A 26,072-nucleotide genomic window follows, 5' to 3' on the forward strand; every position below is an offset into this window, starting at 1 on the left:
GGCAGAATCGGTGCCATACGGTTTGTACTGCCTGAGGCCTGCCGCCCTGTAGCGGGCATAAAGCGGATTCACCATCGCCTGCTTTAAAATAATGACGGCATCGGTTTGCCTTGCGGTACGCCTGCACGGTCTGCAATATTTTGGCATATCATTGTTTTTATCAGGCTTTGGCGAATTGGTTTGAAGGCGGCTCGATATTTTCACCGCACGGCCGTCTGAAAAGCCCCCATCCCGTTCAAGGCCACAGCCAAGCCCACACTTTGCGGCCTTCGCTTTGCAGAATCAGAAGGGTGCGGCAGGCGGAGGCGGTGGGCATGCATTCCAAACCCACGCCCTCGGCAGCCAAACGGGTGGCAGTTTTCGGGTGCAGAAACACCTGTTTGCCGCCCGTGCCTACCAAAATCACTTCGGGAAGGCCGCCGCATTTTTCGGCCGTCTGAAAAAAATCTTCTGCCGTCAGGTTGGCGGGGTCGGTTGGGGCAGGGCTGCCGATGTGTCTGCCGGCCAGCACCACAGCCTGCGTATAGGCCTGCCCGTTAATTTCGATTCTGCCCGGCGTATAAGCCGTTACCGCATCCTGCCCTTCGGGGCGGGTTTCTTCGATCAGCACAAGCGGCTCCAATCCGTTAATAAAGATGCAGAAAAAGCCGTTTTCAGGTAGGATTACGGCCTTTGCGCCAACTATCGGCACTTTGCAGAATACTAACATACAACGGCTTAAGGAGACAGAATGAAGCCAGTGAATATCGGGATTTTGGGTTTGGGCACGGTGGGCGGCGGCACTGTCCGCGTGCTGCAGGATAACGCCGCAGAAATCAGCCGCCGCCTGGGGCGCGAGGTCTGTATTTCGGCCGTGTGCGATTCGAGTGAAGAAAAAGCCCGTGTCCTCTGCCCTGCTGCTGCTTTTGTGAAAGAGCCGTCCGAGCTGGTGCGGCGCGCTGATGTTGATGTGGTGGTGGAGCTGTTCGGCGGCACGGGTGCCGCCAAAGACGCGGTGCTCAAAGCCATTGAAAACGGCAAACACATTGTTACCGCCAATAAAAAACTGTTGGCCGAATATGGCAACGAAATTTTCTTGCTGGCCGGGCAGAAAAACGTGATGGTGCAGTTTGAAGCGGCTGTTGCGGGCGGTATTCCGATTATCAAAGCCCTGCGCGAAGGCTTGGCGGCCAACCATATCCAATCGATTGCAGGTATTATCAACGGCACCAGCAACTTTATTCTCACCGAAATGCGCGAAAAAGGCAGCGCGTTTGCCGAAGTGTTGAAACAGGCGCAGGAATTGGGCTATGCCGAAGCCGATCCGACTTTCGACATCGAAGGCCACGATGCCGGCCACAAAATCACCATTATGAGCGCGCTGGCGTTCGGCACACCCCTCAACTTCAACGCCTGTTATCTAGAAGGCATCAGCAAGCTCGACAGCCGCGACATCAAATACGCCGAAGAGCTGGGCTACCGCGTGAAACTTTTGGGCATCACCCGCAAAACCGCCAAAGGCGTGGAATTGCGCGTTCATCCCACCCTGGTTCCCGAATGCCGCCTGCTGGCCAATGTAAACGGCGTGATGAACGCTGTGCGCGTTGATGCCGATATGGTGGGCGAAACCCTGTATTACGGTGCCGGTGCCGGCGCGCTGCCGACTGCCAGTGCGGTGGTGGCTGACATCATCGACATCTGCCGCCTGATTACTGCCGACCCCGGCAACCGTGTGCCGCATTTGGCCTTCCAGCCCGGCCGGGTCAAAGCGCAGCCCATGCTGCCGATGGACGAAATCACCAGCAGTTATTATCTGCGTGTTCAGGCCGAAGACCAGCCGGGCGTACTCGGCCAAATTGCCAACCTGCTGGCCGAAGAAAATGTTTCCATCGAGGCATTGATTCAAAAAGGCGTATTCAACGGCAGCCTGGCCGAAATCGTGATTCTGACCCACAGTACGGTAGAGAAACACATCAAATCTGCCATTGCCGCCATCGAATCGCTTGATGTGGTGTATGCGCCGGTGGTGATGATCCGCATGGAGAGTCTGCATGGCTGCAACGGATAAACCCACGGCACCCGATCCTGCGCCGGACGAGCTGCGCCGCAAAGCCCGCGCCAAAATCCGCACCATACGCATTTGGGCGTTTGTGGTGCTTGCCCTGTTTGCCGGCTTCGGCCTACTTTCCAATTGCGCGCTGTCAAAGCCCAAAGCCAAGCAGGCGGTTGTGGATTCTTGCGTGAAAAACGTGCCGTTTTCCGAAAAATGGCAGGCCGACCTGAAAGCCGCCGGCCTGGAGGGAAAATCGGAACAGCTTATCGAAAGCTACTGCGTCTGTATGTGGAACGAACCATTGGAAAAATTGAGCGAAAAGCAAATCCAGTCGTTCGGCAAAATCAGCCCGCAGGAGCAGCTCGAACTGCTCGGCGGCACGCAAGCCTTTGAAGCGCGCGACAAACAATGCGTGGCAGGGCTGGCGCAATAAATTAGAAAACAAAGGCTTGCCTGCTTGCACATTCAAACACGGGCATTGCCATACTCGGGCTTGTGCCGGTACCGTTTTATAGAAAGAAACAGGGCAGGGCGGCAAAATTTGCCCAAGCGGTTTTCAGACGGCCTGGAATATTCGCGGAATCAGGGCGGCCTATATTCTGATGCTGGTATGTTTTTATTTTGATAACAACAGCTTAATTGATTCGGTTTGAATTTTGGCGTAGCATATTGGAACAGCCCGACCCCGGCGGCCGGGCTGTTTCGCTTCGGTTGCAATTTGTCGGAAAAAGCCCATAATATGTGCCCCGTTTTAACCTAAAGAGGCCGTCTGAAACATGATTACCGTCAATACCCTGCAAAAAATGAAAGCCGAGGGCGAGAAAATTGCCATGCTCACCGCCTACGAAGCAAGCTTTGCCACGCTGATGGATCAGGCCGGCGTGGATGTGCTGCTGGTGGGCGATTCGCTCGGCATGACCGTGCAAGGGCAGCAATCCACTTTGCCCGTTAGCCTCGGCGATATGTGCTATCACACTGCTGCAGTGGCGCGTGGTGCAAAAAATTCTATGATTATCAGTGATTTGCCGTTTGGTGCTTATCAGCAGAGCAAAGAGCAGGCATTTGCTGCCGCTGCCGAACTGATGGCCGCCGGCGCGCATATGGTTAAGCTCGAAGGCGGGGTGTGGATGGCCGAAACCACTGAGTTTTTACAGTTGCGCGGTATTCCCGTGTGCGCCCATATCGGCCTCACGCCGCAGTCGGTGCACGCCTTCGGCGGCTATAAAGTGCAGGGAAAAGGCAGCAAAGCCCAAGCCCTGCTCAACGATGCTGCCGCGCACGACAAGGCCGGTGCCGCGCTGATTCTGATGGAATGCGTGCCCGCAGAATTGGGCAGGCAGGTAACGCAAAGTGTGCGCTGCCCCACCATCGGCATCGGCGCCGGCGTGGATTGTGACGGGCAGGTGCTGGTGATGCACGATATGCTGGGCGTGTTCCCCGGTAAAACCGCCCGTTTCGTGAAAAACTTTATGGAAGGGCAAACCAGTATTCAGGCGGCCGTGGCGGCTTATGTGGCGGCGGTGAAAAATAAAACCTTCCCTGCACCCGAACATTCGTTTTAATTTTTCAGACGGCCTGTTTGAGATTATGGTGTGGCGGATAAAATCCACTTCGATACCGGGCGGCAGGCAGTGAAAAGCGTATGAAACCTTCGGCGGCCTGCACAACCGCTCTTTATCGGGTAAAGGCGCAGTAATGCCGTGGCGGGCTGAATTGTCCGCTATAGGCCGTCTGAAAAACCTTTCAGGAAAAACCCTATGCAAATTATCCACACGATTCACGGGTTGCGCGCGTGGCGCAGGGCTGCCGGAACGGTGGCTTTTGTACCGACTATGGGCAATCTGCACGAAGGCCATTTGGCATTGGTGCGCGAAGCCCGGCGGCGTGCCGATAACGTGGTGGTGAGCATTTTCGTCAACCGCTTGCAATTCGGCCAAGGCGAAGATTTCGACCGGTATCCGCGCACCTTGCAGCAGGATGCGGCCAAGCTGGCCGATGAAGGCGTGGCAGTGGTGTTTGCGCCCGATGAAAAAGAGCTGTATCCGAATGTGGAGCAGCGTTACAACATCGAACCGCCCAACCTGCAAAACGAGTTGTGCGGCAAATTCCGCCCCGGCCATTTCCGCGGTGTGGCCACCGTGGTGGCCAAGTTGTTCAATATCGTGCAGCCCGATGCGGCCTGTTTCGGCAAAAAAGACTATCAGCAGCTGGCGGTAATCAAAGGCCTGGTGGAAGACCTCAACATCAACATCGACATTGTGCCGGTGGATACCGGCCGCGCTTCAGACGGCCTGGCTCTTTCGAGCCGCAACCAATATCTAAACGGGCAGGAGCGCGCCGAAGCCCCGCGCCTCTACCGCGAGCTGTGTACCATCGCCGATGCCGTCCGCAGCGGTAATCTTGCTTATGCCGTGCTTGAGCAGGCTGCCGCGCAGCGCCTTAGTGCAGCCGGTTGGGTGGTGGACTATATCGAAGTGCGCCGCGCCGATGATTTGAGCGTTGCCCACGCGGGCGATAACCATCTGGTGATACTCGCTGCCGCCCGTTTGGGCGCTACACGCCTGATCGACAATATCGAGGTGCATTTGGGCTGATTTACCTGCCCGCTATCGAAAAGCCGTCTGAAAATTTTTCAGACGGCTTTTGGTTATGGCAAGAGTGTTTTAGCGTTATCTGGTTTGGCACTATGGTTTTGAGTGTTTGCGGCCGGGCGTGTTGCCATTTTGATTCACTATAAAAAACAGCCGAGGTTTGCGGAGTGCTTGGGTTGAGTTTTATCAGCTAAGTTCCCCGCAGTCCAGCATGTCTTTGCGTATATCGGTCAGCAGCAGGGTGTCGGCATCTTGGCTGTCGGACTGCGCCCACATAAACAGCCGTGCGGTGATTTTGCCGAGAAACACTTTTGCGGCGGGGTTGGCTTCGCCCAAACGGTGTTGTTGCAGGAAAGCGGAAATGTCGGCGGGCACTTTGGCGCGATCGGACAGGCGCACGGCGGCAAAGCGGTGATCCGACAGCAGGCGTTGCAGCAGGGTTTGGTTTTTGTCGGGTTTCACGCCTTGCGCTTTTTCCTGATGGGTGGCGCGGACGAATTGGTCGTAGATTTCGGCATACAGCATATCGTTGGGCCCTTCGAAAATGGTAAAGGGGCGTATGTCGATGGCGATGTTGCTGGCAGGGTGGCCGCACTCGAAACCTTTGGCACCGAGCAGTTTCTGCAGAATCTGCGCTGCGCTGTAGGTGTATTCGGTGGCCAGCGTTTTGATGATGTTGGCTTCCATCAGTTGGTGGGCAACTGCTTGGTTTGGCGCAACATGGCGGCAGGTAAATCGGTAGAGTAGTTGTGAAACGGCATGGCGCTTCATGATTTGGCGGCGTTCGTGATCAACAAATTTAATGTTGTTCACCACGAAGCAGCGCAGGTTTTCGAGAATGTATTCCATTATGCCGTGGGTCATTCCTACCAATTGCAGGCGGCTGCGGATAAAGATGTTTTGAAAGGCGCGCAGTCCGGCGGCTTCGTTTTCCGACAGCTTCATCAGGCAAGCGGAGGGGATGGCTGCATCAATACGGTTGATGGCATAGCGTACTGCGCGCAAACCTTCGGATGCTAGGGTTTCGTAACGGATATATTGTTTGGGCACCAACAGCAGATTGATGGTTTTCGATAATTTGCTGTTTTTGCGCTCTTTGGCGGCCACCAGCAGAAAATCGCTTTGCGAATTGCCCTGCCAATATTTGGCGGCACGCACATAAACGGTATCATTATCCACGTATTCATAATAAGACTGCATTTCGCGCGCAATGGCCGAGCCGGAAGTTTCAGGTTCGGTGACGGCCAAACCTCCGCCTTCTCCTTCAAAAACCAGCTTCAAACCGGTTTCGATTTGTTGCGGGTTGCCGAATTCGATTAAAGGCTGCAATACCAGTGCGCCTTCAATGCCGGTGCGCAAGGTAACAGGCACACCGTAATGGCCGGCAATGCGTAAAACTTCTTGAATCTCAAACTGGTTACTTTTCCTACCGCCGTGCTGTTCGGCCAAAAACGGCAGCAGCAGCCCCGCACGCTTGAGCTCGAGCCATTTGTTTTCGGGCAGATAGTGCATCAGGTTGAGGCCGTCTGAAAAAATGCGTTTGAAAGCCGCTTCGATGTGTCGTAAAAAATCAGCCGTATCCATATGAACAGGCTGGTTTGCCAAAGTGCTGTGTGCCATATATCCTCTTGGTGCGATATTTTTAGAGTAAACCACCTAAGATTTATAACATATTCTCAGGTGATTGACAATTATCAGCGTATTAGCGGCATACCGAGGCGTGAGGACAGTGTAAAAAATGGCCGGTGTTAAAGTTAAAAAAGCGGTTAATCCAAAAAAACGTTGGCTTTTGCCACTTCCCGCCACGCCTCGAGAATCAGGCTGCCGTTGTTGTTTTTCAAAAGCGAAACATCGGAAAGTATACGCCGCCACATGCGGGCGTTGTTCAGACCGTGCATCAGGCCGAGATAATGGCGGACAGTGTGGCGGAGCGCGGCACCGTTGCCGGATTGGATATACCAGCTGCTGTAGCGGAACAGTTTTTCCACCAAATCGGCGTAGCTGACGGGCGCTTCGCTGCTGCCGTAAAACAGCCGGTCCCATCCGCGCATCACCATCGGGTTGTGATAGGCCTCGCGGCCGACCATCACACCATCAACGTGTTTCAAGTGCGCGGCGATTTCTTCATTGGTGGCGATGCCGCCATTGATGATGATTTCCAAGTTGGGAAAATCGCGTTTGAGGCGGTAAACATAATCGTATTTCAAGGGCGGCACTTCGCGGTTTTCTTTCGGAGAAAGGCCGTTGAGCCAAGCGTTGCGGGCGTGGACGATAAAAGTGGTGCAGGCTGTCTGAACAGAAAGCGCGCCCACAAAATCACGCACAACCGCATATTCGTTTTGGCGGTCGATGCCGATACGGTGTTTAACGGTTACGGGAATTTGCACCGCATTTTGCATGGCATTGAGGCAGTCGGCTACTAGCGCGGTTTCGTTCATCAAGCAAGCACCGAAAGCACCTTTTTGCACGCGCGGGCTGGGGCAGCCGCAGTTAAGGTTGATTTCATTGTAGCCGTATGCCTCGCCCGCTTTGGCCGCCAACGCCAAATCTGTCGGTTCGCTGCCGCCTAATTGGAGCGCAACCGGCTGCTCAGCTTCATTAAATTTTAAAAAACGGTTTTTATCGCCATGAATAACGGCACCGGCATGAGTCATTTCACTGTAAAGCCAAGTATGGCGGGTAATCTGACGAGCCATGTAGCGGTAATGGGTGTCGGTCCAATCGAGCATAGGTGCAACAGAAAGGTATCGGGGAGGCAGAGAAGTCATTGTGGAGCAAAAAAGTTTAAAGCACCGCATTATAAGGTTTTTGGGGGGAAATAGCGTTCGAGGCCGTTGTCAAAGACAAAGTGATTACGGATAAAAACAAAAAAGGTGGACGAACTGGCCGAGAAGCTGGACAAGAAAAAACGCAGGAACCGAAGCTACAGGATGTGGCCAGCGAGCTGACCATGCGTTTAAGCAGTATCGAAATCGGCACACGCTCGGATATCGGCCGCCTGCGCGATTTGTTCGAGCAGCTGGTTGCCTACGGCGAGTGAAAACTGTTTGATTAAACAGTTTAAATTTCTCGGGCGCAGTTTAACTGCGGGGCGTTTGTTTGTAGCCGAAACAAAGTGGAGCCTTATTCAAAACTGTTGTCTATTTTGTATCAAAAAATAATTTTATTGGCTATAATCTGAACTTTTCAGGCGGCATTGTGAGCCGTCTGAAAAATATTCACAATTAACTTGGCCAATGCCGGCCTGAAACCCTAACCATGCACATAAGTTAAGATGTGTGCATCATTAGCGTTTTAGCGGCGGCGGCCTTAACTGAAAGGCATAGAATGTTTAACAAGTATGTTAAAACTTTCCAATACGGCGGGCAAACCGTAACCATCGAAACCGGTGAAATCGCCCGCCAGGCGGCTGCAGCGGTAAAAGTGTCGATGGGCGATACTGTGGTGCTGGTGGCGGTTACTGCCAATAAAGATGTGAAAGAAGGCCAAGATTTCTTTCCACTTACTGTAGATTATCTTGAGCGCACCTACGCGGCAGGTAAAATTCCCGGTGGTTTTTTCAAGCGTGAAGGGAAGCAGAGTGAAAAAGAAATCCTTACCAGCCGTTTGATTGACCGCCCCATCCGCCCATTGTTTCCTGAAGGTTTTTATCATGATATCCAAGTTGTAGCAATAGTGGTTTCGATCGATCCTGAAATCGATTCCGACATTCCCGCTATGATTGGTGCTTCCGCCGCAGTGGTTTTGAGCGGCGTGCCGTTTGCCGGCCCCATCGGTGCCGCGCGGGTCGGCTATGTGAACAATGTTTATGTGTTGAACCCCACTAAAGCCCAGCTTGCCCGCTCTCAAATGGATTTGGTGGTAGCCGGTACGCAGAAAGCTGTCCTGATGGTGGAATCGGAAGCACGTGAGCTGCCGGAACATGTGATGTTGGGCGCAGTGGTTTACGGTCACGAGCAGATGCAGGCTGTGATTAACGCCATCAACGAGCTGGCCGATGAAGTGAACCCCGAGGTGTGGGATTGGAAAGCCCCTGAAGCCGATAATGCGCTGGTAGAAAAAATCCGTGAAATTGCAGGTGCCACTATTGCCGAAGCATTTAAAATCCGTCAGAAGCAGGCTCGTTCGGCCAAGCTTGATGAAGCATGGGCAACTGTAAAAGAAGCATTGATTAGCGAAGAAACCGACACTTTGTGTGCCAATCAAATCAAAGGCATTTTCAAACAGCTGGAAGCCGATGTGGTCCGCAGTCAGATTCTTAACGGTCAGCCGCGTATCGATGGCCGCGACACCCGTACCGTGCGCCCCATCAATATTCAAACCGGCGTGCTGCCGCGCACTCACGGATCTGCTCTATTTACCCGCGGCGAAACCCAATCACTAGCCGTTGCCACTTTGGGTACTTCGCGCGATGAGCAAATAATTGATGCTTTAAGCGGCGAATACACAGACCGCTTTATGCTGCACTATAACTTCCCGCCGTATTCCACTGGTGAAGTAGGCCGCATGGGTGCGCCTAAACGCCGTGAAATCGGCCATGGCCGCTTGGCTAAACGCGCGTTGGTGGCGGTACTGCCTTCCCCCGAAGAATTCAGCTACGCCATGCGCGTAGTTTCCGAAATTACCGAATCTAACGGTTCCTCTTCCATGGCTTCTGTATGCGGCGGCTGCTTAAGCCTGCTCTCGGCCGGCGTACCCCTGAAAGCACACGTTGCCGGCATTGCCATGGGGCTGATTCTCGAAAACAACAAATTTGCCGTATTAACTGATATTCTCGGCGATGAAGACCACTTGGGCGATATGGATTTCAAAGTTGCAGGCACTACCAATGGCATAACCGCACTACAAATGGACATCAAAATCCAAGGTATCACCAAAGAAATTATGCAGATTGCCCTTGAGCAGGCGAAAGAGGCGCGTATGCATATTCTCGCGCAGATGAAAGAAGCGGTTGAGGGTCCGCAGGAACTCTCTGCCCATGCACCGCGTCTCTTTGTAATGAAAATCAACCAAGATAAAATCCGCGATGTTATCGGTAAGGGCGGCGAAACCATCCGCAGCATTACCGCCGAAACCGGCACCGAAATCAATATCGCCGATGACGGTACGGTAACCATTGCTGCCACGACTGCCGAAGCGGGGGAGACAGCGAAAAAGCGCATTGAGGAAATCACTGTTGAAGTGGAAGTGGGCAAAGTTTACACCGGCACAGTGCTTAAGCTGCTCGACAATAATGTCGGTGCCATTGTGTCCGTACTCCCCGGTAAAGACGGTTTGGTACACATTAGTCAAATTGCTCACGAACGTGTACGTAACGTGAGCGACTATCTTCAGGTGGGCCAAACGGTAAATGTGAAAGCATTGGAAGTGGATGACAGGGGGCGTGTGCGTTTGTCTATCAAAGCCCTACTAGAAGTGCCTGCGCAAACGTCAGCTTCCACTGATAGAGAGCCATAATAGCCGCTTTATGCAAACAGATCGGTTGAAAACAATTTTTAGACAGTCTGAAGATTTCCATACAATTCATTGAATGCTGTTGAAAGTTTATTTTTTGCTACCAACTCCTAAATCCTGCTACTCCCTCACCGACACAAACCTGTAGCAGGATTCTATCAAGTTAATGGTGCCATAGAATGCTTCGGACGGCTTTGATAAACTTTTTCAGAGGTATCGATTTTCGTTTTACAGAAATATAGATGTATAAAAAATAGTTATATTATTCTTGGATTTAACCGAGTATGGTAAAAATATTTTCAAACACAACTCAAGCGTACAGTGTATGGTATCCAGTTTGGGTGAAACCATTGGTTGGTTGACAATGCTAAGTCGTAGGAGTTTTACATGGCTGGCATGTATGCCGAGAAAGCCCCAGGTATCATACCTAACCAGCTTGAATAGTAGCGACTGTGGGCAGATCTGTAAGACTGGGCAACCGGGTATTACCGAAATATCAATAGGATTACCCGTTTGCCGTCTTGTGAGGCGAAAAAGCGGAAGAAACGGTGCAGTTGCCGACATGCCCAAACTGATTCAGGGTGATTCTGAATTAACCGTCAGGCAGTGGAGGCGGCTAAAGTATGCCAAGAAAGAACGCTTGGTGGTATGCACGCTTCTGCCACTTTTAGCGCAAACTGATGCATGCCTGCGCAGGTTTAGGCCGTCTGAAAAACCAACTGGAGTGAAAATAATGATGATTACCTTGTCCCAATTTATTCCAAAACATCTTAATACCCACAATCTGCCCATAGATTTGGGCAGTGTACTTGAAACAATAGTAGCTGCCTGCGTGCGGATTAACGGCCAAGTGCGCCAAGGTGCGTTGGCAGGCATTCTTGGCGAAGCAGGTACGGGTAACGTACAGGGCGAAGAGCAGAAAAAACTTGATGTGATTGCCAACAGGTTGCTGATTGATGCGCTCAAAACCAACCCTGCCGTGGCTGGTTTGGCCAGCGAAGAAGAAAACACATTTGTGGCCTGCAACAAAGACGGCGGCTATCTGGTGTTGTTCGACCCGTTGGATGGTTCGTCTAACATTGATGTAAACATTTCAGTCGGCACGATTTTTTCAATTCTTGCCAAACCTGAAGGCGCTTTGACAACCGCATCCTTCCTGCAAAAAGGTCGTGATCAGGCAGGCGGCGGCTATGTACTTTACGGTCCGCAAACCCAACTGGTGTTTACCCTGAAACACGGGGTGTTTGTATTTACGCTCGATGAAGCAGGCAGTTTCGTGCAAACCTTAGCTAACCCTCAGGTGCCGGAGCAAACCAAAGAATTTGCGGTTAATATGTCGAACCAGCGCCATTGGTTTGCGTCTATGCAGCAATATATTGCAGAGCTGCTGGCGGGAGACACTGGTGTGCGCGGCAAAAACTACAATATGCGCTGGGTGGCTTCGATGGTCGCTGAAATCCACCGCATTCTCATGCGCGGCGGTGTGTTTATGTATCCGCAGGATAGGCGCAACCCGGTCAAACCTGGTAAGTTACGGCTGATGTATGAAGCCAACCCTTTGAGTTTGGTGTTGGAGCAGGCCGGCGGTGCTGCCGGTAATACCGTGCAGGATATGCTCGATATTCAGCCTGAAAGCCTGCACCAGCGCGTTGCGGTGGTGATGGGCAGCCGCGAAGAGGTGGAATATGTGGCAAAACTGCATTACGAATAGGTGGTTAAACAACAGGTTGTTTGAAAAATATTTTCAGATAGCCTGTTACATTATTTGAACGTTATCATGAACTAAGTGTGACAGGTTATAGGTGTTTTCAGACGGCTTCAGCATTATTTTTGGTAACAGTTTCAGTTTGAAATTGTCTTGAGAAAAAGTGGCAGGTTTAGAATGTAAAAAATCTCAGCATACAACCTGCCTAAATATGGTTGAATACTGGAAGTATATATATGAGGGGTAACAAAAGTAGCTACAGGATATGCTTGGTGAGACAAACACTTTGGTGTTATCAATATATCTATAAGCAAAAGATTTGCAGATTTGACGAATTTTATACGAACATGTGAATAATAAACGAACTAGCGTTTTCTATAGTCTATTTTAGGCAATCAGCTTCACCAGTCGATTGGCTGCTGGTTGCTTGCGATAATTAAATTGAATTTTTTTGCTGTATAGGGTTTAGTGGCGTAGATTGTGATTAATGTACAGCCTTCGCTTGCGACATCTTGCTACGACTTAAATTTTTGGGTTAATTCAAAATTGATATTTTTTTAGGGGCTGTACTAGATAACTAGGGAAATTTAACTTCAGGTTAGAATAATCCCTATTGAGAAAAAGTCGTTTAAGTCAGTACAAGCAAAACAAACTGATTGAACTATTTGTTGCAGGTGTTACCGCCCGCACAGCGGCGCAATTAGTTAGCGTCAATAAAAATACCGCTGCCTATTACTTCCACCGTTTGCGCTTACTTATCTATCACAACAGCCCGCATCTGGAAATGCTTGATGGTGAAGTAGAAGTTGATGAAAGCTATTTTGGCGGACAACGCAAAGGCAAACGTGGTCGCGGTGCGGCTGGCAAAGTGGCTGTATTCGGGCTTTTGAAGCGTAATGGTAAGGTTTACACCGTTGCCGTACCCAATACACAAACTGCGACTTTATTGCCAATTATCCGCGAGCAAGTGAAGCCTGACAGCATTGTTTATACCGATTGTTACAAAAGTTATGACGTTCTTGATGTGAGCGAATTTTCACATTTTCGGATCAATCACAGCACACATTTTGCTGAGCGACAAAATCACATTAACGGAATTGAGAACTTTTGGAACCAAGCAAAACGCCATTTACGCAAGTTTAACGGCATTCCCAAAGAGCATTTTAACTGTATTTGAAAGAGTGTGAATGGCGTTTTAACAACAGTGAGATAAAATTTCAAATTTCTATTTTAAAACAATTAGTAAAGCAGGATTTGTTCTAGTTATCTAGGACAGCCCCTTGTTTATTAATGTTGTGAAACCGTAACAGGATGTGTTGTATTTCGTTTGGTTCCTCGGTAGGTGCAAAGCGGTGGCTGCCGTTTCTGCCCGTCTGTCGGGCAAGGAGGCGATACGCGCCGATAATCCATAAAACGCCCTTCTGGTTTTTGCCTCTGTCAGATAAGGAGGCGATACGCTTTCAGACGGCCGAGCAGCTTTCAGACGGTGTTTTTACCCTGTTGGATGAACGATACGCCCGCGCGCCAGCACAGCATATATATGAGATGCACGTTTCTGCCCCCTGCCGGATAAGGGGCGCGATACGCACACACGGCGGTGTTTCCATGCTGCCGCTCCCCAAAACGCCGCCGCCCGCCTGCTTTGCCTGTGCCGGCACGGCGTTTGGCAGGTTCGGGTTCCCTATCCATCATTTCACGCTCGGCCAAACGGCCGGATGCTCCGCTTCGGATAAGGTTTTGTCCTGCACAACAGGGGTTCGGGCAGGATAATTGACGGTTTGCAGGCAGAGGCAATCATGGCTTGATTCACGGAATACGCAGGCGGTGCAGGATTTGGGAAAGCGCTCGGGTTCAGGCGTGGCGATGCGGCAGGCTGATGACCGTTCAGCTCCCTTTCACAAGCGGATACTTCAACGCCAAACTAAACGGGCTGTACCGGCTTAACAGCCTCTTTCAGGCTTTTTGCCGGGCGGCCTGCCCGAGCCGCTGCGTTCAGACGGCCAAAGGTTGCGGGAAAAGCAGGCCGGAGCTTACCGCACTGATGCGGCGGCGGGTGTTTGGCCGGAGGCGGGCAAGGGTGGGCGGCGGACACGGTGAGGCATGCAAGAGTGTGGCGGGTAACGGTTTGTAATGAATCGGGTTTGTTGAGGGAAATGTCAAAATGGATTCCTTTTTTGGGGTAATATTAGTCGTTAGTCTCGCCCGATTCACAGTGTACGCAAAATGCCCCCCTTTTTCTTGGGGGCAATATCAGGCCGTATGAAAGTTTGGCAGACGGTTTTCAGACGGCCTCGGGTTTTATTTTAAAGCGCGGGCGGACGGAAAGGCCGTCTGAACACTCCCTTTCAATCACTCCCCTCTGAACCGTTCCCTTTAAACTGCTCCTTTGAACGCTTCCCCGGGCGGCCTGCCCGAGCTGTTGCGTTCAGACGGCCTGTATTTTATCAAGCGCGGGTGGTTCAAGCTCCTGCGCTGATGCGGAATGCGGGCGGTTAAGGCCGTCTGAAAATGCTCTTGCCGGTTTTAAAATGTTTGAAGGCTTGCAGATTGACTGCTGCGTCCGGAAATTCTGCATGGTTTGAAATGCACGCCGGGGCTGCGCAGGAGTTTTCAGACGGCCTGATTTTCTGCGGGGAAGGTGGTGAGGTCTTGGGTTTCCACGCTGATGCGGCGGAGGGTGTTTGGCTGGAGGCGGACAACGGTGAGGTAGGCAAGGGTTGGCGGGTAACGGTTTGTAATGAATCGGGTTTGTTGAGGGAAATGTCAAAATGGATTCCTTTTTTGGGGTAATATTAGTCGTTAGTCTCGCCCGATTCACAGTGTACGCAAAATGCCCCCTTTTTCTTGGGGACAATATCAGGCCGTCTGAAAGTTTGGCAGACGGTTTTTAGTTTGTGTTTTCTGCTTGGTGTGTTTTGCGGTGGATTTTATAACCTTTCGTTATATCTAAAGTTTTTCTGTTTATTTCCTTTTTCGGTAGCTTTTTGTTACTGTATCACTTTGATTTGCAACCAATCACATTAAGGAAAAGTTATGGCACGTTTAACCGTACACACACTTGAAACTGCTCCTGAGGCGGCTAAGCCGCGCGTGGAGGCTGCTTTAAAAAACAATGGCTTTCTGCCCAATTTAATCGGTGTTTTGGCCAATTCGCCCGAGGCGTTGGCGTTTTATCAGGAGGTGGGCAAGCTCAATGCTGCCACCAGCCTGAGTGCCGGCGAAGTGGAGGTGGTGCAGATTATTGCCGCCAAAACCAACGAGTGCGGCTTCTGCGTGGCCGGCCACACTAAGCTGGCCACTTTGAAAAAACTGCTTTCCGAAAAAGCGGTCGTGGCCAGCCGTGCCGTTGATCCTGCTGCGTTTGACGATGCTAAACTTTCTGCGCTGGCGGCGTTTACCGTGGCTGTGATGGCCAACAAAGGTGCGGTTTCCGATGCCGAGCTGCAGGCGTTTTTCGATGCGGGCTATAACCAGCAGCAGGCGGTAGAGGTGGTGTTGGGGGTGGCACTGGCCACTTTGTGCAACTACACCAACAATCTGGCGAAAACCGAAATCAACCCCGAATTGCAGGATTTTGCCTGATTGGCCGTTACAGGCCGTCTGAACGGTTTCAGACGGCCTGAATTTCTATGACCGGTTTGGCGGTTGTGTTGGTTTTGTTGCCATGCGCCGGAAAGGTGTGGATACATTATCTTGTTTGGAGGCTCGGCGGCCGCCTGCGGGCGGTGTGCGGCCTGCTGTATTTATCTTGCTTTGACGGAGAATTTTTATGTCCCGTGAAACTTTGTTGAAAAACATCGCCGAGCTTGTGCAAACCGATCTGGTTCCTTTGGTTGAAGAGATTGACCGCAAAGGGCTTTACCCTGAAAACTTTCTGCGCAAGGCAGGTGCGGCCGGCGGCTTTGCCTGCGTGGGCAGCGGGGCCGAAGGCGGCAGCGGTTTGGGCTTGGGTGTGCAGATTGCCGTGTTGCGCGAAATCGGCAAGGCCTGCGGTGCCACCGCTTTTTCGGCATGGTGTCAAGCCGCCTGCGCCTGGTATCTGCACCAAACGCCCAATCAGGCGGTAAAACGTTATCTGCCTGATGTGTTAAGCGGCAAAGTGTTGGCGGGAACGGGTATGTCGAACACCGTCAAACATTTGGCGGGCATCGAAGCACACCTGCTTCAGGCGGTGGAAACCGAGGGCGGCTATCTGGTAAACGGTATGCTGCCGTGGGTGTCCAATCTCGGCGCAGACCATATTTGGGCAAACACCGCGCAAATCGGCGGCGGCTATGTGATGTTTATCACCGGCGGGCAGCGCGAAGGCGTGTCGCTGATTGCCTGCCCTGAATTTTGCGCGCTGGAAGGCACGCGCACGTTTGCGGTTAAGTTTGACAATGTTTTTGTGCCGCATGAAGACGTTTTGGCTGCGCCGGAGCAGTTTGCCGACTTCATCAAAGCCATCAAAGCGGGCTTTATCCTGCTGCAAATCGGCATCGGCGCGGGCATTATCGATGGATGCCTGCACGAAATCGCGCTGGCCGATGCGGGCAGCGGAACCAATGATTTCTTGGATCACGGCCACGGTGGGTTGCAAAAACGCTATCAGGCGCTGCTGGGCAAAACGCTGAGGCTGGCAGACGAGGCCTATCTGAATCAGGCCAATATGCTCGAAACCCTGCAAACCCGCGCCGATGCTTCGCAATTGTGTCTCGATGCATCGCAGTCGGCCGCCCTGCACGCCGGTGCAAAAGGTTATTTGATGTCCAGCCCGGTGCAGCGCCGCCTGCGCGAAGCCATGTTTGTTGCCATCGTTACCCCCGCCTTGAAACACCTGCGCAAAGAAATCAGCGAGTTGGAGTTTATGGGCGGCGAAGAGTTTTCGATTTGAACCAACCAAAACAGGCCGTCTGAAAACAATCAACCATGTTTTTCAGACGGCCTGGCCGACAAAATATCTTTCCTGCAAAGTAGAGATAAAGTCAATTATTTTGATAATAAAGCACGCGTCATACTCGGGCTTGACCCGAGTATCTTATGTTGTCGAAACTCAAGATACTCGGGTCAAGCCCGAGTATGACGGAACTGCTCCCGACACGACACGCAAGGCAAAACCATGACCGCTGCGCTTTCTGTTGACAACCTTTCTCTCGGCTACTCAGAACAAGGCCGTCTGAAAACCATTCTGCAAGATTTTTCCCTCACCGTGGGGCAGGGCGAGCTGGTGAGCCTGCTCGGCCCCAGCGGCGTGGGAAAATCTTCGCTGCTGCGCGTGTTGGCGGGGCTGAACCGCCCGCTGCAAGGCCTTGTTTCGCTGTTGGGCGAGCATGTGGAAAAGCCGCATCCGCGCGTGGGTTTTGTGTTTCAGACGGCCTCCCTGCTGCCGTGGCTGAGCGTGCGCGGCAATGTCGCATTCGGTTTGGATTTCAAAAAACAGCAGCGTATCGGCAAAGACGAGCTGACCCGCCGCGTGGCAGAGGCGTTGGCCGAGGTGGGGCTGGGCCATGCGGCCGAGCGGTTTCCCTCAGCCCTTTCGGGCGGCATGGCGCAGCGGGTTTCCCTTGCCCGCGCGCTGGCGCGCCAGCCGCAGGTGTTGCTGCTTGACGAGCCTTTTTCCGCGCTCGATGAAGTGATCCGCGCGCAAATGCAGGATTTGTTGCGAGGGATTGTCTGCCGCCACCAAACCGCTGCGGTGATGGTAACGCACGATATCGATGAAGCCCTGCTGGTTTCCGACCGCATCGTCTTGATAGGGCAGATGCCCGGCCGCATACTCGGCACCTGGCAGCCGCAACACCCCTTTCCGCGCCACGATAAGTTGTGGGAGATGAACACCATGCGCGGCGAGATTTTGCAGTCACTGCATCACGCGCAGCAATACGGCATGCAGGCGAAAACGGTGGATTTTGTGATTTAAACACCGCAAGGCCGTTTTCAGACGGCCGCTTTTGGGCCGTCTGAAAATACACAAACCCGCTCAACCCGCAACCCGCTTTTCTTTTCTGAAAAATACCCTATGCACACCCGCCGCGATTTTCTCAAACTTTCCGCTTTGTTCGGCGCCGCTGCTGCACTGCCGCTGCTGCAGGCCTGCTCCAAACGCGCCGCCGCCGACCCCGATGCGCCGCTCACCATCGGCTATCTGCCGATTCTCGATGCCGCGCCGCTGCTGGTGGCGCACGGCACGGGGCTGTTCCGGCAAAACGGGGTGCAGGCCGTGAAGCCTGTTTTGTTCCGCTCTTGGGCAAGCCTGGTGGAGGCGTTTTTAAGCGGGCAGGTGAATCTGATTCATGTGCTCTCGCCGATGAGCGTGTGGATGCGCTACGGCAGCCACGCCCCCGTGCGCGCGCTGATGTGGAACCACACCTGCGGCTCGGCGCTGACGGTGCGCCCCGATATCGCGGGTGTGGGGGATTTGCAGGGGCAGACGGTGGCGGTACCGTTTTGGTATTCGATACACAATGTGATTGTGCAGCAGGTGATACGGCAGGCCGGTTTGCAGGTGGTGGAGAAAAAACCGCAGCCCGGGCAGGTGCGGCTGACGGTGATGCCGCCTTCGGATATGGTGCCGGGGCTGGCTTCCGGGCAGATTGCGGGCTTTATCGTGGCCGAGCCGTTTAACGCGCTGGCCGAGGCCAAAGGCGTGGGCAGGGTGCTGCGCTTTTCCGGCGATATTTGGAAAGACCATGCCTGCTGCCTTTCGATGATGCACGAGCATGATATTCAAAACCGCCCCGAATGGGTGCAGAAGGTGGTGGCTTCGCTGGTGCAGGCCTGCGCATGGGCGAAAAGCCACCGCATCGAAACTGCCGGCCTGCTGGCCAGGCAGGGGGTGCAGCAATATACCCCGCACGATGCGCAAGTGTTGCGCAGCGTGTTGCAGCCCGAGCCGGCGGCGTGGGGCAGGTATGAGCGCGATGGCGCGGTCAGGCATCTTGATTGGCACCAGCAGCGCATCGATTTTCAGCCTTACCCGTTTCAATCGTACAGCGAAATGCTGGTTACCTTGCTGCAGCAAACCCGTTTGGCAGGCGTAAACACATTTTTGCAGACGCTCAATCCTGCCGAAGCGGCCAAAGAGCTGTTTGACACGCGCTTTGTGGAAGCGGCGTTAAAGCCGTTTGAAATGATGCAGGCGTTTGGTTTGCAGGGTTTGGACAGAAAAGAAGTGTTTGAGGTTTGAGGCGGACAATTCGGCCGGAGCGGGCCGTCTGAACACATATCATCAGAAATAAAAGGAAAACCATGAAGTCGAACAACTATCTGCCCGGCGGCTTGGGGCTGCTGGCTCTGCTGGCGGTTTGGCAGGCCGGCACCGTGTTGTTGGCGCAGAATATGCCGCTGGCCAATCTGCTCACGCCCGCGCCTGCGTTGGGCAGCTTGGGCATCCTGCTTTCAGACGGCCAATTGTGGCCGCATATCTGGGCAAGTTTGCAGCGCGTGTTTGTGGGTTTGTTTTTCGCGCTGTTAATCGGCGTGCCGGTGGGGTTTGCGTTGGGGCTCTCGCCCAAAGCCGAGCAGACTGCCGGCCCTGCTTTCCAGTTTCTGCGCATGATTTCGCCGCTTTCGTGGATGCCGGTGGTGGTGATGCTGTTCGGCATCGGCGATGCACCGGTTTATTTTCTGCTGGCCTTTGCCGCCGTGTGGCCGATTATCCTCAACACCGCATCGGGCGTAAAAAACATCAACCAACAATGGCTGGAGCTGGGGCGCTCGCTTTCGGCCACCGGGGGCGAAATGCTGTTTAAAATCATGCTGCCTGCCGTAACGGGCGATATTCTCAACGGGCTGCGGCTGGCCATCGGCATCGTGTGGGTGGTGTTGGTGCCGTGCGAAATGCTGGGCGTAAACGAAGGTTTGGGCTATTTTATTCTCGACACCCGCGACCGTTTGGCCTATTCGGAGCTGATGGCCGCCATTGTGTTAATCGGCCTGATTGGCTGGGCGCTCGACAGCGGCACACGCAGGCTGGGCAGTTGGTGGAAACATGGTTAAAACTTTGCCCGCAGGCACGGGGGTAAACCGAGGCCGTCTGAAATCACGGCAACCATGTTTTCAGACGGCCTTTGGGATATTTTTCATAGATTTCATTCTGTTGCGGATATTTGCCGGCCTGATCGGCTGGGCACCCGACGCGGCACACGCAGGCTGGGCAGTTGGTGGAAACACGGTTGAAACCCGGCAGCAGGCGTGCGGCCGAACCGAGGCCGTCTGAAAGCACGGTCATTACGTTTTCAGACGGCCTTTGGGGTTTTGGCCAAATTGTTATCAGGCTGTCTGAAAATGCATGATTTTTAATAGGTTGCGCGATAATCGGGCTGAATCTGTGCATGGTATCGGGCGGGTGTTTTCAAGCTTTAAGCAGCAGGGTTTGCCGTGAATCTGCTTGGTTTCCGTTGCAGCCTTGCGCTCCGGCTTGGGAGAACGGTTTTGCAGGCCGCTGCCACGGCGGTAAAACCGGCTTCATACTGCCTGCTGCCTGCCGCTTTGTGCCGCACATGAAGCAGATTCGCGGTAACGGGCAGGCCGGGATTTTATTGCCTTCTTGCCGTACCGGCCGAGTGATGCCCCGTATGGCGGTTTACTGCCCGCGCAGAAACAGTGCATCTAATTCTTTCAGCGTGAGTTTTACCCAAGTGGGGCGGCCGTGGTTGCATTGGTTGCTGCGCGGAGTGTTTTCCATATCGCGCAGCAGGGCGTTCATTTCGGGCAGGGTCAGGCGGCGGCCGGCGCGGATGGAGCCGTGGCAGGCCATGGTGGAGAGGATTTGGTTTTCGCGCACTTCGACTACGCGGCTGCTGCCCGCTTGGGCAATTTCGCGCAGCATGTCGCGGGCGAGGGCGGCCACATCGCTTTTGCCGAGCATGGCGGGCACGGCGCGCACGGCGATGGTGTTGCCGCCCATGTCGGATAGCTCCAGCCCGAACGGGCGCAGGGCTTCGCCGTGGTCGGCCAGGGCGGCGGTTTCTTCGTGGGAGGCCTCGAAGGTTACGGGCAGCAGCAGGCGCTGGCTTTGCAGGCTGCCGAACTGCTCGCGCTGGGCTTTCATTTTTTCGTAGTTCACGCGCTCGGCGGCGGCGTGCATATCGATGAGCAGCAGGCTGTCTTCGGCTTGGGCGAGAATATAGATGCCCAACAGTTGGGCGATGGCGAAACCCAACGGCGGGCAGTTTGCGGCGGATTCCGTTTCACCACTGCCGCTGTCGGGGGCAGGTTGGCCGTCTGAACGGGCAGGCGGTATGCTGCCGCCGAAACGCGCCTGCTCAAACCGGCTTAATTCGCTGTCGGCCTCGGTGCGGCGGTAGAGTTCGGCATAGGTGTCGAGTGCGGCGCGGCTTTCCTGCAGCGACAGGCCGCGCTGCGCAGGCATACGGGCAGCAGAATAGGGCACGGGCGCAGATTTTGTGCCGCCGAAGCCGCCGAAGGTTTGCTGTTGCGGCGGGGCTTGCAGGCCGTTTTTGTTTGAACTGTAGGGGAAGGATGTTTCCTGAAGGCTTGCGTGCTGTTTTTCAGACGGCCTTTGGGCGGCCGGGCTTAACATGCTGCCTGCGTTGCTAACGCTTTCGGTTGTGTCGGCGCGGGTGGCGGCCAGCGCTTTATCGAGCGTGTGGAACACGAGCCGGTGCACGGCCTGGCTGTCGCGGAAGCGGATTTCGGTTTTGGCGGGGTGCACGTTGGCGTCCACGGCTTCGGGCGGCAGCTCGAGAAACAGCACAAAAGCGGGGGTAACGGCGTTGTGCAGTACATCGCGGTAGGCCTGTTTCACGGCGTGCATCATCACTTTGTCGCGCACGAAGCGGCGGTTGACGAAGCAGTATTGTTTGTCGGCACGGCCTTTGGTAAAGGTGGGTTTGGCAACGGCGCCGTAAAGGCGCATAACGCCTGCGCCGCTGTCGATTTCTATGGAGGCCGTCTGAAAATCTTTGCCGGCAATGGCGGCAATGCGCTCTGCCGGGGTTTGCGCGGGCAGTTTGAAAATGCTTTTGCCGTTGTGGCGGAGCGAAAAGGCGATGTGGGGGTGTGCCAGTGCAAGGCGTTCCAGCATGGTGGCGCAATGGGCGTATTCGGTGTTTTCCGATTTTAAAAACTTGCGCCGTGCGGGGGTGTTGAAAAACAGCTCGGCCACTTCTACGGTGGTGCCGACAGGGTGGGCGGCGGCGGCAGGGCTGCTGAGTCTGCCGTCTTCGGCTTTCACTTGGCCGGCGTGTGCGCTGCCGGCGGTGCGGCTGGTCAGCGTGAGACGGCTCACTGAGGCGATGCTGGCGAGGCCTTCGCCGCGGAAACCCATGCTGGCAACGCGCTCCAAATCGCTGAGGGTTTGGATTTTGCTGGTGGCGTGGCGGTGCAGGGCGAGGGCGATGTCGTCGGCGGGAATGCCGCTGCCGTTGTCGCTCACGCGGATTTGGCGTATGCCGCCGCCGGCAAGCTCCACTTCGATTGCCGTGGCGCCGGCATCGATGCTGTTTTCAACGATTTCTTTGAGCGCGTTGGCCGGACGTTCCACCACTTCGCCGGCGGCGATTTGGTTGATGAGATGGTCGGGCAGGGCGGCAATGCGGGGCATGGGCGGCTTTCGTGAAGAGAGATACGGCGACCATTATATTATAATAGATATAGTGGATCTGCTTCACTATCCATTTCGGCATTGCTGTGCCCGGCAAGGGGCGCGGTTTGGCAGCCCAAAAGCGGCAGCAGAATTATTTTATTTGTGCCGCCTGCCGGGTGTCGAAAATGGAGTGGATTGACTATAAAGGCCGTCTGAAAAATATTCAGACGGCCAAACGGCACCTGCCCGCGCTTAATTGCTCAACACGTCCACGCCTTTGGGCGGGGTGAAGGAAAATGCGCTGCGCACCAGATTGGGTTTCATATCGACGTTGTTGAAACGGATGGTGGTTTCGTTGCCGAAGCTGTCTTTCAACTGCATGGCTGCCAGCGCGTCGCCTTGAAAGCCGATGCGGATATATTGATAACCCGCATTATTTTTCTTGGGCAGGGCGCGCACATAATCGATGCCGCCGGCGGTGCCGTCTTCTTTCAGCGAATAGCTGCTCTCGAGCGCGGATTTGTTGGATAAAATCGCGGCGGGGCTGTCGCCTATGGTTTGGTCTTGCGGCGATTTGGTTACCTGCGCCAAATCGACATCATAAAGCCAGATGGTTTTGCCGTCGCCTACGATGGTTTGTTTGTAGGGGCTGGTGTATTGCCATTTAAACAGGCCGGGGCGCAGAATCTGAAAGGTGCCGTTGGTGGTTTGGGTTTTCTTTTTGCTTTTGACGGTTTGGGTGAAACTGCCGCTGATGCCGTCGGTGTCGGCATTGAATTTCTTCAGCGCATCGATCGCGCCGGCGTGTGCGCTGCCGATGCCCAGGCAAAGAACGGCGGCAAAGGTGGCAAACAGTGGTTTTTTCTGCATGGTGAAATATTCCTTTCGGCAAAGAGTTCGATTTGGTTTCCGCAGGCCGGGGGTACGCTTTATTTGCGGCACAGGCAGTCCGCAGGCAATACAGACAGTGCGGAGCCGGTTCCGCTGCCGTTTCGGCGGCCGGCAAACCGTTTTCTCTGAATCGGCGCGGCAACGGGGCAACGGGAACGGAGCGGGTTGGCCGTTGGGGCGTATCTTAAGCCTTCAGGCGGGAAACACAATACTTTGGTGTGCAGCAGAGGGCGGCTTGTTCCTGTGTAAAGGCCGTCTGAAAACCTAAATGCTTATGGGCAGGCGCAAAACGGCCCGGTGTTTAACCTGAATTTAAAACCCGTTTACCGTTATAATGTATCACATGAATACAACACCATCTGTTTTTCCCGTGCTGTTGTCTGCGTTAAAAGAATGCAGCCCTGAAGCAAAATGCCGCTTAACCGATGAAATATCCGCTGCTTTTTCAGACGGCCTGCTGAGCAATGCGCCGGCAGACGCGCCCGAAGATTTCCGTTTTGCCGGCCGTCCGGCCAGGCCGGAGCTGGTGCCGCCCGATGCGGTCAGGGCGCGCAAAATGAACACGCCCGAAGGTTATGCGGCGATGCTGCACGCCATCTGCCATATCGAATTCAACGCCGTGAATCTGGCGCTCGATGCGGCCTACCGTTTCCGCAGCCTGCCTGCCGCGTTTACCGCCGACTGGATACGCGTGGCCAAAGAAGAAGCCTGCCATTTCAGGTTGATGCGTGCGCGTTTGCAGGCACACGGTTTCGATTACGGCGATTTCGAGGCGCACAATCATTTGTGGGACATGGCGTATAAAACCGCGTTTGATCCGCTGCTGCGCATGGCGCTGGTGCCGCGCGTGCTGGAGGCGCGGGGGTTGGACGTTACCCCCGCCATCCGCGCCAAAGTGGCACAGAAAGGCGATGCCGAAACCTGCGCCGCGCTCGACATTATCTACCGCGACGAAGTGGGGCATGTGAAGATCGGCAACCGTTGGTATCAGCATTTGTGCGCCGGGCGCGGTTTGGAGCCGGCGGCGTTGTTCCGCGCGCTGGTTTCGCGCTACGATCTGTTTGTTTTCAGAGGCTATGTGAACATCGAAGCGCGCCGGCAGGCGGGCTTCAGCCGTTTTGAGTTGGCCATGCTGGAAGATTTCGAGCGCGGGTTGAAAAGCAGATAACGGCAGCCGGCGGTTTCAGACGGCCGGGCAGATTTTCATAAGGGGTCGGGAAAACCTAAACGGCTCCCTGAGAAATCAGGTAAAAGCCGGCCGGGCAAGCCGAATGCCGGAGGCAGGTTTATGGCTGAATGCGGCCGTTTCTCAATACAACAGCCGGGCAGCCGCCGCAGGCAGTGCGGCCCAACCGCTTAAATACTGTTTGCAAGCGGTTGAAAGCGCAGCAGAAACCATCAGGCCGTCTGAACCCTATTTTCAGACGGCCTGATGGTTGTTTCAAACCCGTTGCCGGCTTACAGCGGCCAATGCAGCGTGGGGTTGCTTTCAATCACGGCTTTAAACTGGTTTTGAATGCGCCCGATGGCTGTTTCGCTGTCGGCCTCGAAGCGCAGCACCAGCACGGGCGTGGTGTTGGAGGCGCGCATCAGGCCGAAGCCGTCTGAAAATTCCACCCGCAGGCCGTCTATGGCGATGATTTCGGCGGCGCCTTCAAACTTCGCGTTTTTTGCCAATTTTTCAATCACTTGGTGGCCGTTGCTGCCTTCGGGCAGGTCGATGTTGATTTCGGGGGTGGAAATGCTTTGCGGCAGGGCGTCGAGCACGGCAGAGGGGTTGTCGGAAGCGGATAAGATTTCCAGCAGGCGGCAGCCCGCATAGAGGCCGTCGTCGAAGCCGAACCAGCGTTCTTTAAAGAAAGTGTGGCCGCTCATTTCGCCGGCCAGCAGTGCGCCGTTTTGCTTCATCGAAGATTTGATAAAGCTGTGGCCGGTTTTTTCCATAACCGGCTCACCGCCGTGTTCGCGTATCCACGGTGCCAAAAGGCGGGTGGATTTCACATCGAAAATCACTTTTGCGCCCGGGTTGCGGCTTAAAACGTCTCGGGCAAACAGCATCAGCTGGCGGTCGGGGTAGATGATGTTGCCTTCTTTGGTAACCACGCCCAGGCGGTCGCCGTCGCCATCGAAAGCCAGGCCGATTTCGGCATCGCTGTTTTTCAGCCCGTCAATCACGTCTTGCAGGTTTTTCGGCTTGGCCGGGTCGGGGTGGTGGTTGGGGAAGTTGCCGTCCACCTCGCAGAAGAGCTCGGTTACTTCGCAGCCGAGTGCGCGGTAGAGCGTGCCGGCAAATGCGCCGGCCACGCCGTTGCCTGCATCGGCAATGATTTTCAGCGGGCGTTTGAGCTTGATGTGGCCGGCAATGGTTTCGAGATATTGCGGGAAAATATCCAGCCCGCTCATACGGCCTTCGGTTTGCGGCTTCGCGAAAGCATCGTTTTCGATGATTTCCAAAAGTTCCTGAATGGCTCCGCCGGCCAGCGTATCGCCGCCGAGCATCATTTTGAAGCCGTTGTAGTCGGGCGGGTTGTGGCTGCCGGTAATCATTACGCCGCTGCCGCCGCACTCTTGGATGGCGGCAAAATAGAGCATAGGTGTGGCGACCATGCCCACGTTGAGCACATCGATGCCGCTTTCGGTGAAGCCGCGTGCAATGTTCTGCATCAGCTCGGGGCCGCTCAGGCGGCCGTCGCGGCCGAGCGCGATTTTGGTGATGCCTTGCGCGGCTGCTTTGGCGGCAATGGCTTTGCCGATGAGATAGGCAGCTTCGTTGGTGAGGGTTTTGCCGACAATGCCCCGTATGTCGTAGGCTTTGAAGATGTCGCGGGCGATGGTTGCCATGGTGTTTCCTTTGCCGTGGTTGTCGATAAA

At 54.3% G+C, this 26,072-nt stretch carries 22 protein-coding genes and 1 pseudogene; 15 read left to right on the plus strand and 8 right to left on the minus strand.

The genetic code is table 11. The features are described 5' to 3' along the window. Nucleotides 1-235 precede the first annotated feature (235 nt). A complete protein-coding gene (locus H7A79_RS01605) occupies nucleotides 236-709 on the minus strand; it encodes an Mth938-like domain-containing protein (RefSeq protein WP_135037010.1) in 474 nt (157 codons plus the stop codon). Between the two features lie 21 nt (nucleotides 710-730). On the opposite strand from H7A79_RS01605, the gene H7A79_RS01610 reads away from it, so the two are divergent. The 4 genes from H7A79_RS01610 (at nucleotide 731) to panC (ending at nucleotide 4,626) form a co-directional block, all read left to right on the plus strand. Continuing rightward, entirely contained in the window at nucleotides 731-2,047 is a 1,317-nt protein-coding gene (locus H7A79_RS01610) for a homoserine dehydrogenase (protein WP_187000856.1), read from the plus strand. Beyond that, on the plus strand, nucleotides 2,031-2,465 hold the full coding sequence (locus H7A79_RS01615) for a hypothetical protein (protein WP_135037016.1): 435 nt from the start codon (nucleotides 2,031-2,033) through the stop codon (nucleotides 2,463-2,465). The genes H7A79_RS01610 and H7A79_RS01615 overlap by 17 nt, the downstream gene beginning before the upstream one ends. Nucleotides 2,466-2,808: 343 nt before the next feature. Next, the gene (gene panB / locus H7A79_RS01620) at nucleotides 2,809-3,594 is read left to right on the plus strand and encodes a 3-methyl-2-oxobutanoate hydroxymethyltransferase (protein ID WP_135037019.1); all 786 of its coding nucleotides are present in this window, start codon (nucleotides 2,809-2,811) and stop codon (nucleotides 3,592-3,594) included. A 195-nt stretch (nucleotides 3,595-3,789) separates the two neighbouring features. Then, the gene (panC, locus tag H7A79_RS01625; protein ID WP_135037021.1) at nucleotides 3,790-4,626 is read left to right on the plus strand and encodes a pantoate--beta-alanine ligase; all 837 of its coding nucleotides are present in this window, start codon (nucleotides 3,790-3,792) and stop codon (nucleotides 4,624-4,626) included. Between the two features lie 183 nt (nucleotides 4,627-4,809). On the opposite strand, the gene H7A79_RS01630 is transcribed toward panC, so the two are convergent. Beyond that, nucleotides 4,810-6,243, minus strand: coding sequence for an acyl-CoA dehydrogenase family protein (locus H7A79_RS01630; RefSeq protein WP_187000857.1), 1,434 nt, complete (start codon nucleotides 6,241-6,243; stop codon nucleotides 4,810-4,812). Nucleotides 6,244-6,389: 146 nt separating this feature from the next. Continuing rightward, nucleotides 6,390-7,391, minus strand: coding sequence for a tRNA dihydrouridine(20/20a) synthase DusA (gene dusA, locus H7A79_RS01635; RefSeq protein ID WP_187000858.1), 1,002 nt, complete (start codon nucleotides 7,389-7,391; stop codon nucleotides 6,390-6,392). 559 nt (nucleotides 7,392-7,950) lie between these two features. On the opposite strand from dusA, the gene pnp reads away from it, so the two are divergent. The 3 genes and pseudogenes from pnp to H7A79_RS01650 all read left to right on the plus strand — a co-directional run bounded on the left by pnp (nucleotide 7,951) and on the right by H7A79_RS01650 (nucleotide 13,045). Then, nucleotides 7,951-10,080, plus strand: a complete 2,130-nt coding sequence (gene pnp, locus H7A79_RS01640; RefSeq protein WP_187000859.1) for a polyribonucleotide nucleotidyltransferase — start codon at nucleotides 7,951-7,953, stop codon at nucleotides 10,078-10,080. A 733-nt stretch (nucleotides 10,081-10,813) separates the two neighbouring features. Then, the gene (locus tag H7A79_RS01645; RefSeq protein ID WP_187001589.1) at nucleotides 10,814-11,788 is read left to right on the plus strand and encodes a class 1 fructose-bisphosphatase; all 975 of its coding nucleotides are present in this window, start codon (nucleotides 10,814-10,816) and stop codon (nucleotides 11,786-11,788) included. 607 nt (nucleotides 11,789-12,395) lie between these two features. Continuing rightward, nucleotides 12,396-13,045: pseudogene (locus H7A79_RS01650) on the plus strand (IS1595 family transposase). Nucleotides 13,046-13,261: 216 nt separating this feature from the next. On the opposite strand, the gene H7A79_RS01655 reads toward H7A79_RS01650, so the two are convergent. Continuing rightward, the gene (locus H7A79_RS01655) at nucleotides 13,262-13,489 is read right to left on the minus strand and encodes a hypothetical protein (protein WP_135036191.1); all 228 of its coding nucleotides are present in this window, start codon (nucleotides 13,487-13,489) and stop codon (nucleotides 13,262-13,264) included. A gap of 840 nt (nucleotides 13,490-14,329) precedes the next feature. On the opposite strand from H7A79_RS01655, the gene H7A79_RS01660 reads away from it, so the two are divergent. The 6 genes from H7A79_RS01660 (at nucleotide 14,330) to H7A79_RS01685 (ending at nucleotide 19,759) form a co-directional block, all read left to right on the plus strand. Next, entirely contained in the window at nucleotides 14,330-14,572 is a 243-nt protein-coding gene (locus tag H7A79_RS01660) for a hypothetical protein (RefSeq protein WP_187000860.1), read from the plus strand. A gap of 243 nt (nucleotides 14,573-14,815) precedes the next feature. Next, nucleotides 14,816-15,364 carry a carboxymuconolactone decarboxylase family protein gene (locus H7A79_RS01665; protein ID WP_135036188.1) on the plus strand — a complete coding sequence of 183 codons (549 nt, stop codon included), beginning with the start codon at nucleotides 14,816-14,818 and terminating at the stop codon, nucleotides 15,362-15,364. A 187-nt stretch (nucleotides 15,365-15,551) separates the two neighbouring features. Then, a complete protein-coding gene (locus H7A79_RS01670; RefSeq protein WP_187000861.1) occupies nucleotides 15,552-16,655 on the plus strand; it encodes an acyl-CoA dehydrogenase family protein in 1,104 nt (367 codons plus the stop codon). Between the two features lie 225 nt (nucleotides 16,656-16,880). Further along, nucleotides 16,881-17,681 carry an ABC transporter ATP-binding protein gene (locus H7A79_RS01675; protein ID WP_187000862.1) on the plus strand — a complete coding sequence of 267 codons (801 nt, stop codon included), beginning with the start codon at nucleotides 16,881-16,883 and terminating at the stop codon, nucleotides 17,679-17,681. Between the two features lie 99 nt (nucleotides 17,682-17,780). Then, complete coding sequence (locus tag H7A79_RS01680) at nucleotides 17,781-18,947, plus strand: ABC transporter substrate-binding protein (RefSeq protein WP_187000863.1); 1,167 nt, start codon at nucleotides 17,781-17,783, stop codon at nucleotides 18,945-18,947. A gap of 62 nt (nucleotides 18,948-19,009) precedes the next feature. Then, nucleotides 19,010-19,759 carry an ABC transporter permease gene (locus H7A79_RS01685; RefSeq protein WP_187000864.1) on the plus strand — a complete coding sequence of 250 codons (750 nt, stop codon included), beginning with the start codon at nucleotides 19,010-19,012 and terminating at the stop codon, nucleotides 19,757-19,759. A 43-nt stretch (nucleotides 19,760-19,802) separates the two neighbouring features. Here the strand turns inward: H7A79_RS01685 and H7A79_RS01690 are convergent, their stop codons facing one another. The 3 genes from H7A79_RS01690 to lolA all read right to left on the minus strand — a co-directional run bounded on the left by H7A79_RS01690 (nucleotide 19,803) and on the right by lolA (nucleotide 23,180). Then, the gene (locus H7A79_RS01690; protein WP_187000865.1) at nucleotides 19,803-20,096 is read right to left on the minus strand and encodes a hypothetical protein; all 294 of its coding nucleotides are present in this window, start codon (nucleotides 20,094-20,096) and stop codon (nucleotides 19,803-19,805) included. 249 nt (nucleotides 20,097-20,345) lie between these two features. Then, nucleotides 20,346-22,328 (minus strand): DNA mismatch repair endonuclease MutL, encoded by a 1,983-nt coding sequence (gene mutL / locus H7A79_RS01695; protein WP_187000866.1) that lies wholly within the window; start codon nucleotides 22,326-22,328, stop codon nucleotides 20,346-20,348. A gap of 234 nt (nucleotides 22,329-22,562) precedes the next feature. Beyond that, complete coding sequence (gene lolA, locus H7A79_RS01700; RefSeq protein ID WP_187000867.1) at nucleotides 22,563-23,180, minus strand: outer membrane lipoprotein periplasmic chaperone LolA; 618 nt, start codon at nucleotides 23,178-23,180, stop codon at nucleotides 22,563-22,565. Nucleotides 23,181-23,544: 364 nt separating this feature from the next. Here lolA and H7A79_RS01705 point away from each other — a divergent pair, with 364 nt between their 5' ends. Continuing rightward, nucleotides 23,545-24,369, plus strand: a complete 825-nt coding sequence (locus tag H7A79_RS01705; protein ID WP_187000868.1) for a ferritin-like domain-containing protein — start codon at nucleotides 23,545-23,547, stop codon at nucleotides 24,367-24,369. A gap of 103 nt (nucleotides 24,370-24,472) precedes the next feature. After that, entirely contained in the window at nucleotides 24,473-24,634 is a 162-nt protein-coding gene (locus tag H7A79_RS01710) for a hypothetical protein (protein WP_187000869.1), read from the plus strand. 25 nt (nucleotides 24,635-24,659) lie between these two features. On the opposite strand, the gene H7A79_RS01715 is transcribed toward H7A79_RS01710, so the two are convergent. Next, nucleotides 24,660-26,042, minus strand: a complete 1,383-nt coding sequence (locus H7A79_RS01715; RefSeq protein WP_187000870.1) for a phosphomannomutase/phosphoglucomutase — start codon at nucleotides 26,040-26,042, stop codon at nucleotides 24,660-24,662. Nucleotides 26,043-26,072: the final 30 nt, after the last annotated feature.

Origin of the sequence: Neisseria musculi (assembly GCF_014297595.2) — a bacterium.
Lineage (GTDB): Bacteria > Pseudomonadota > Gammaproteobacteria > Burkholderiales > Neisseriaceae > Neisseria > Neisseria musculi.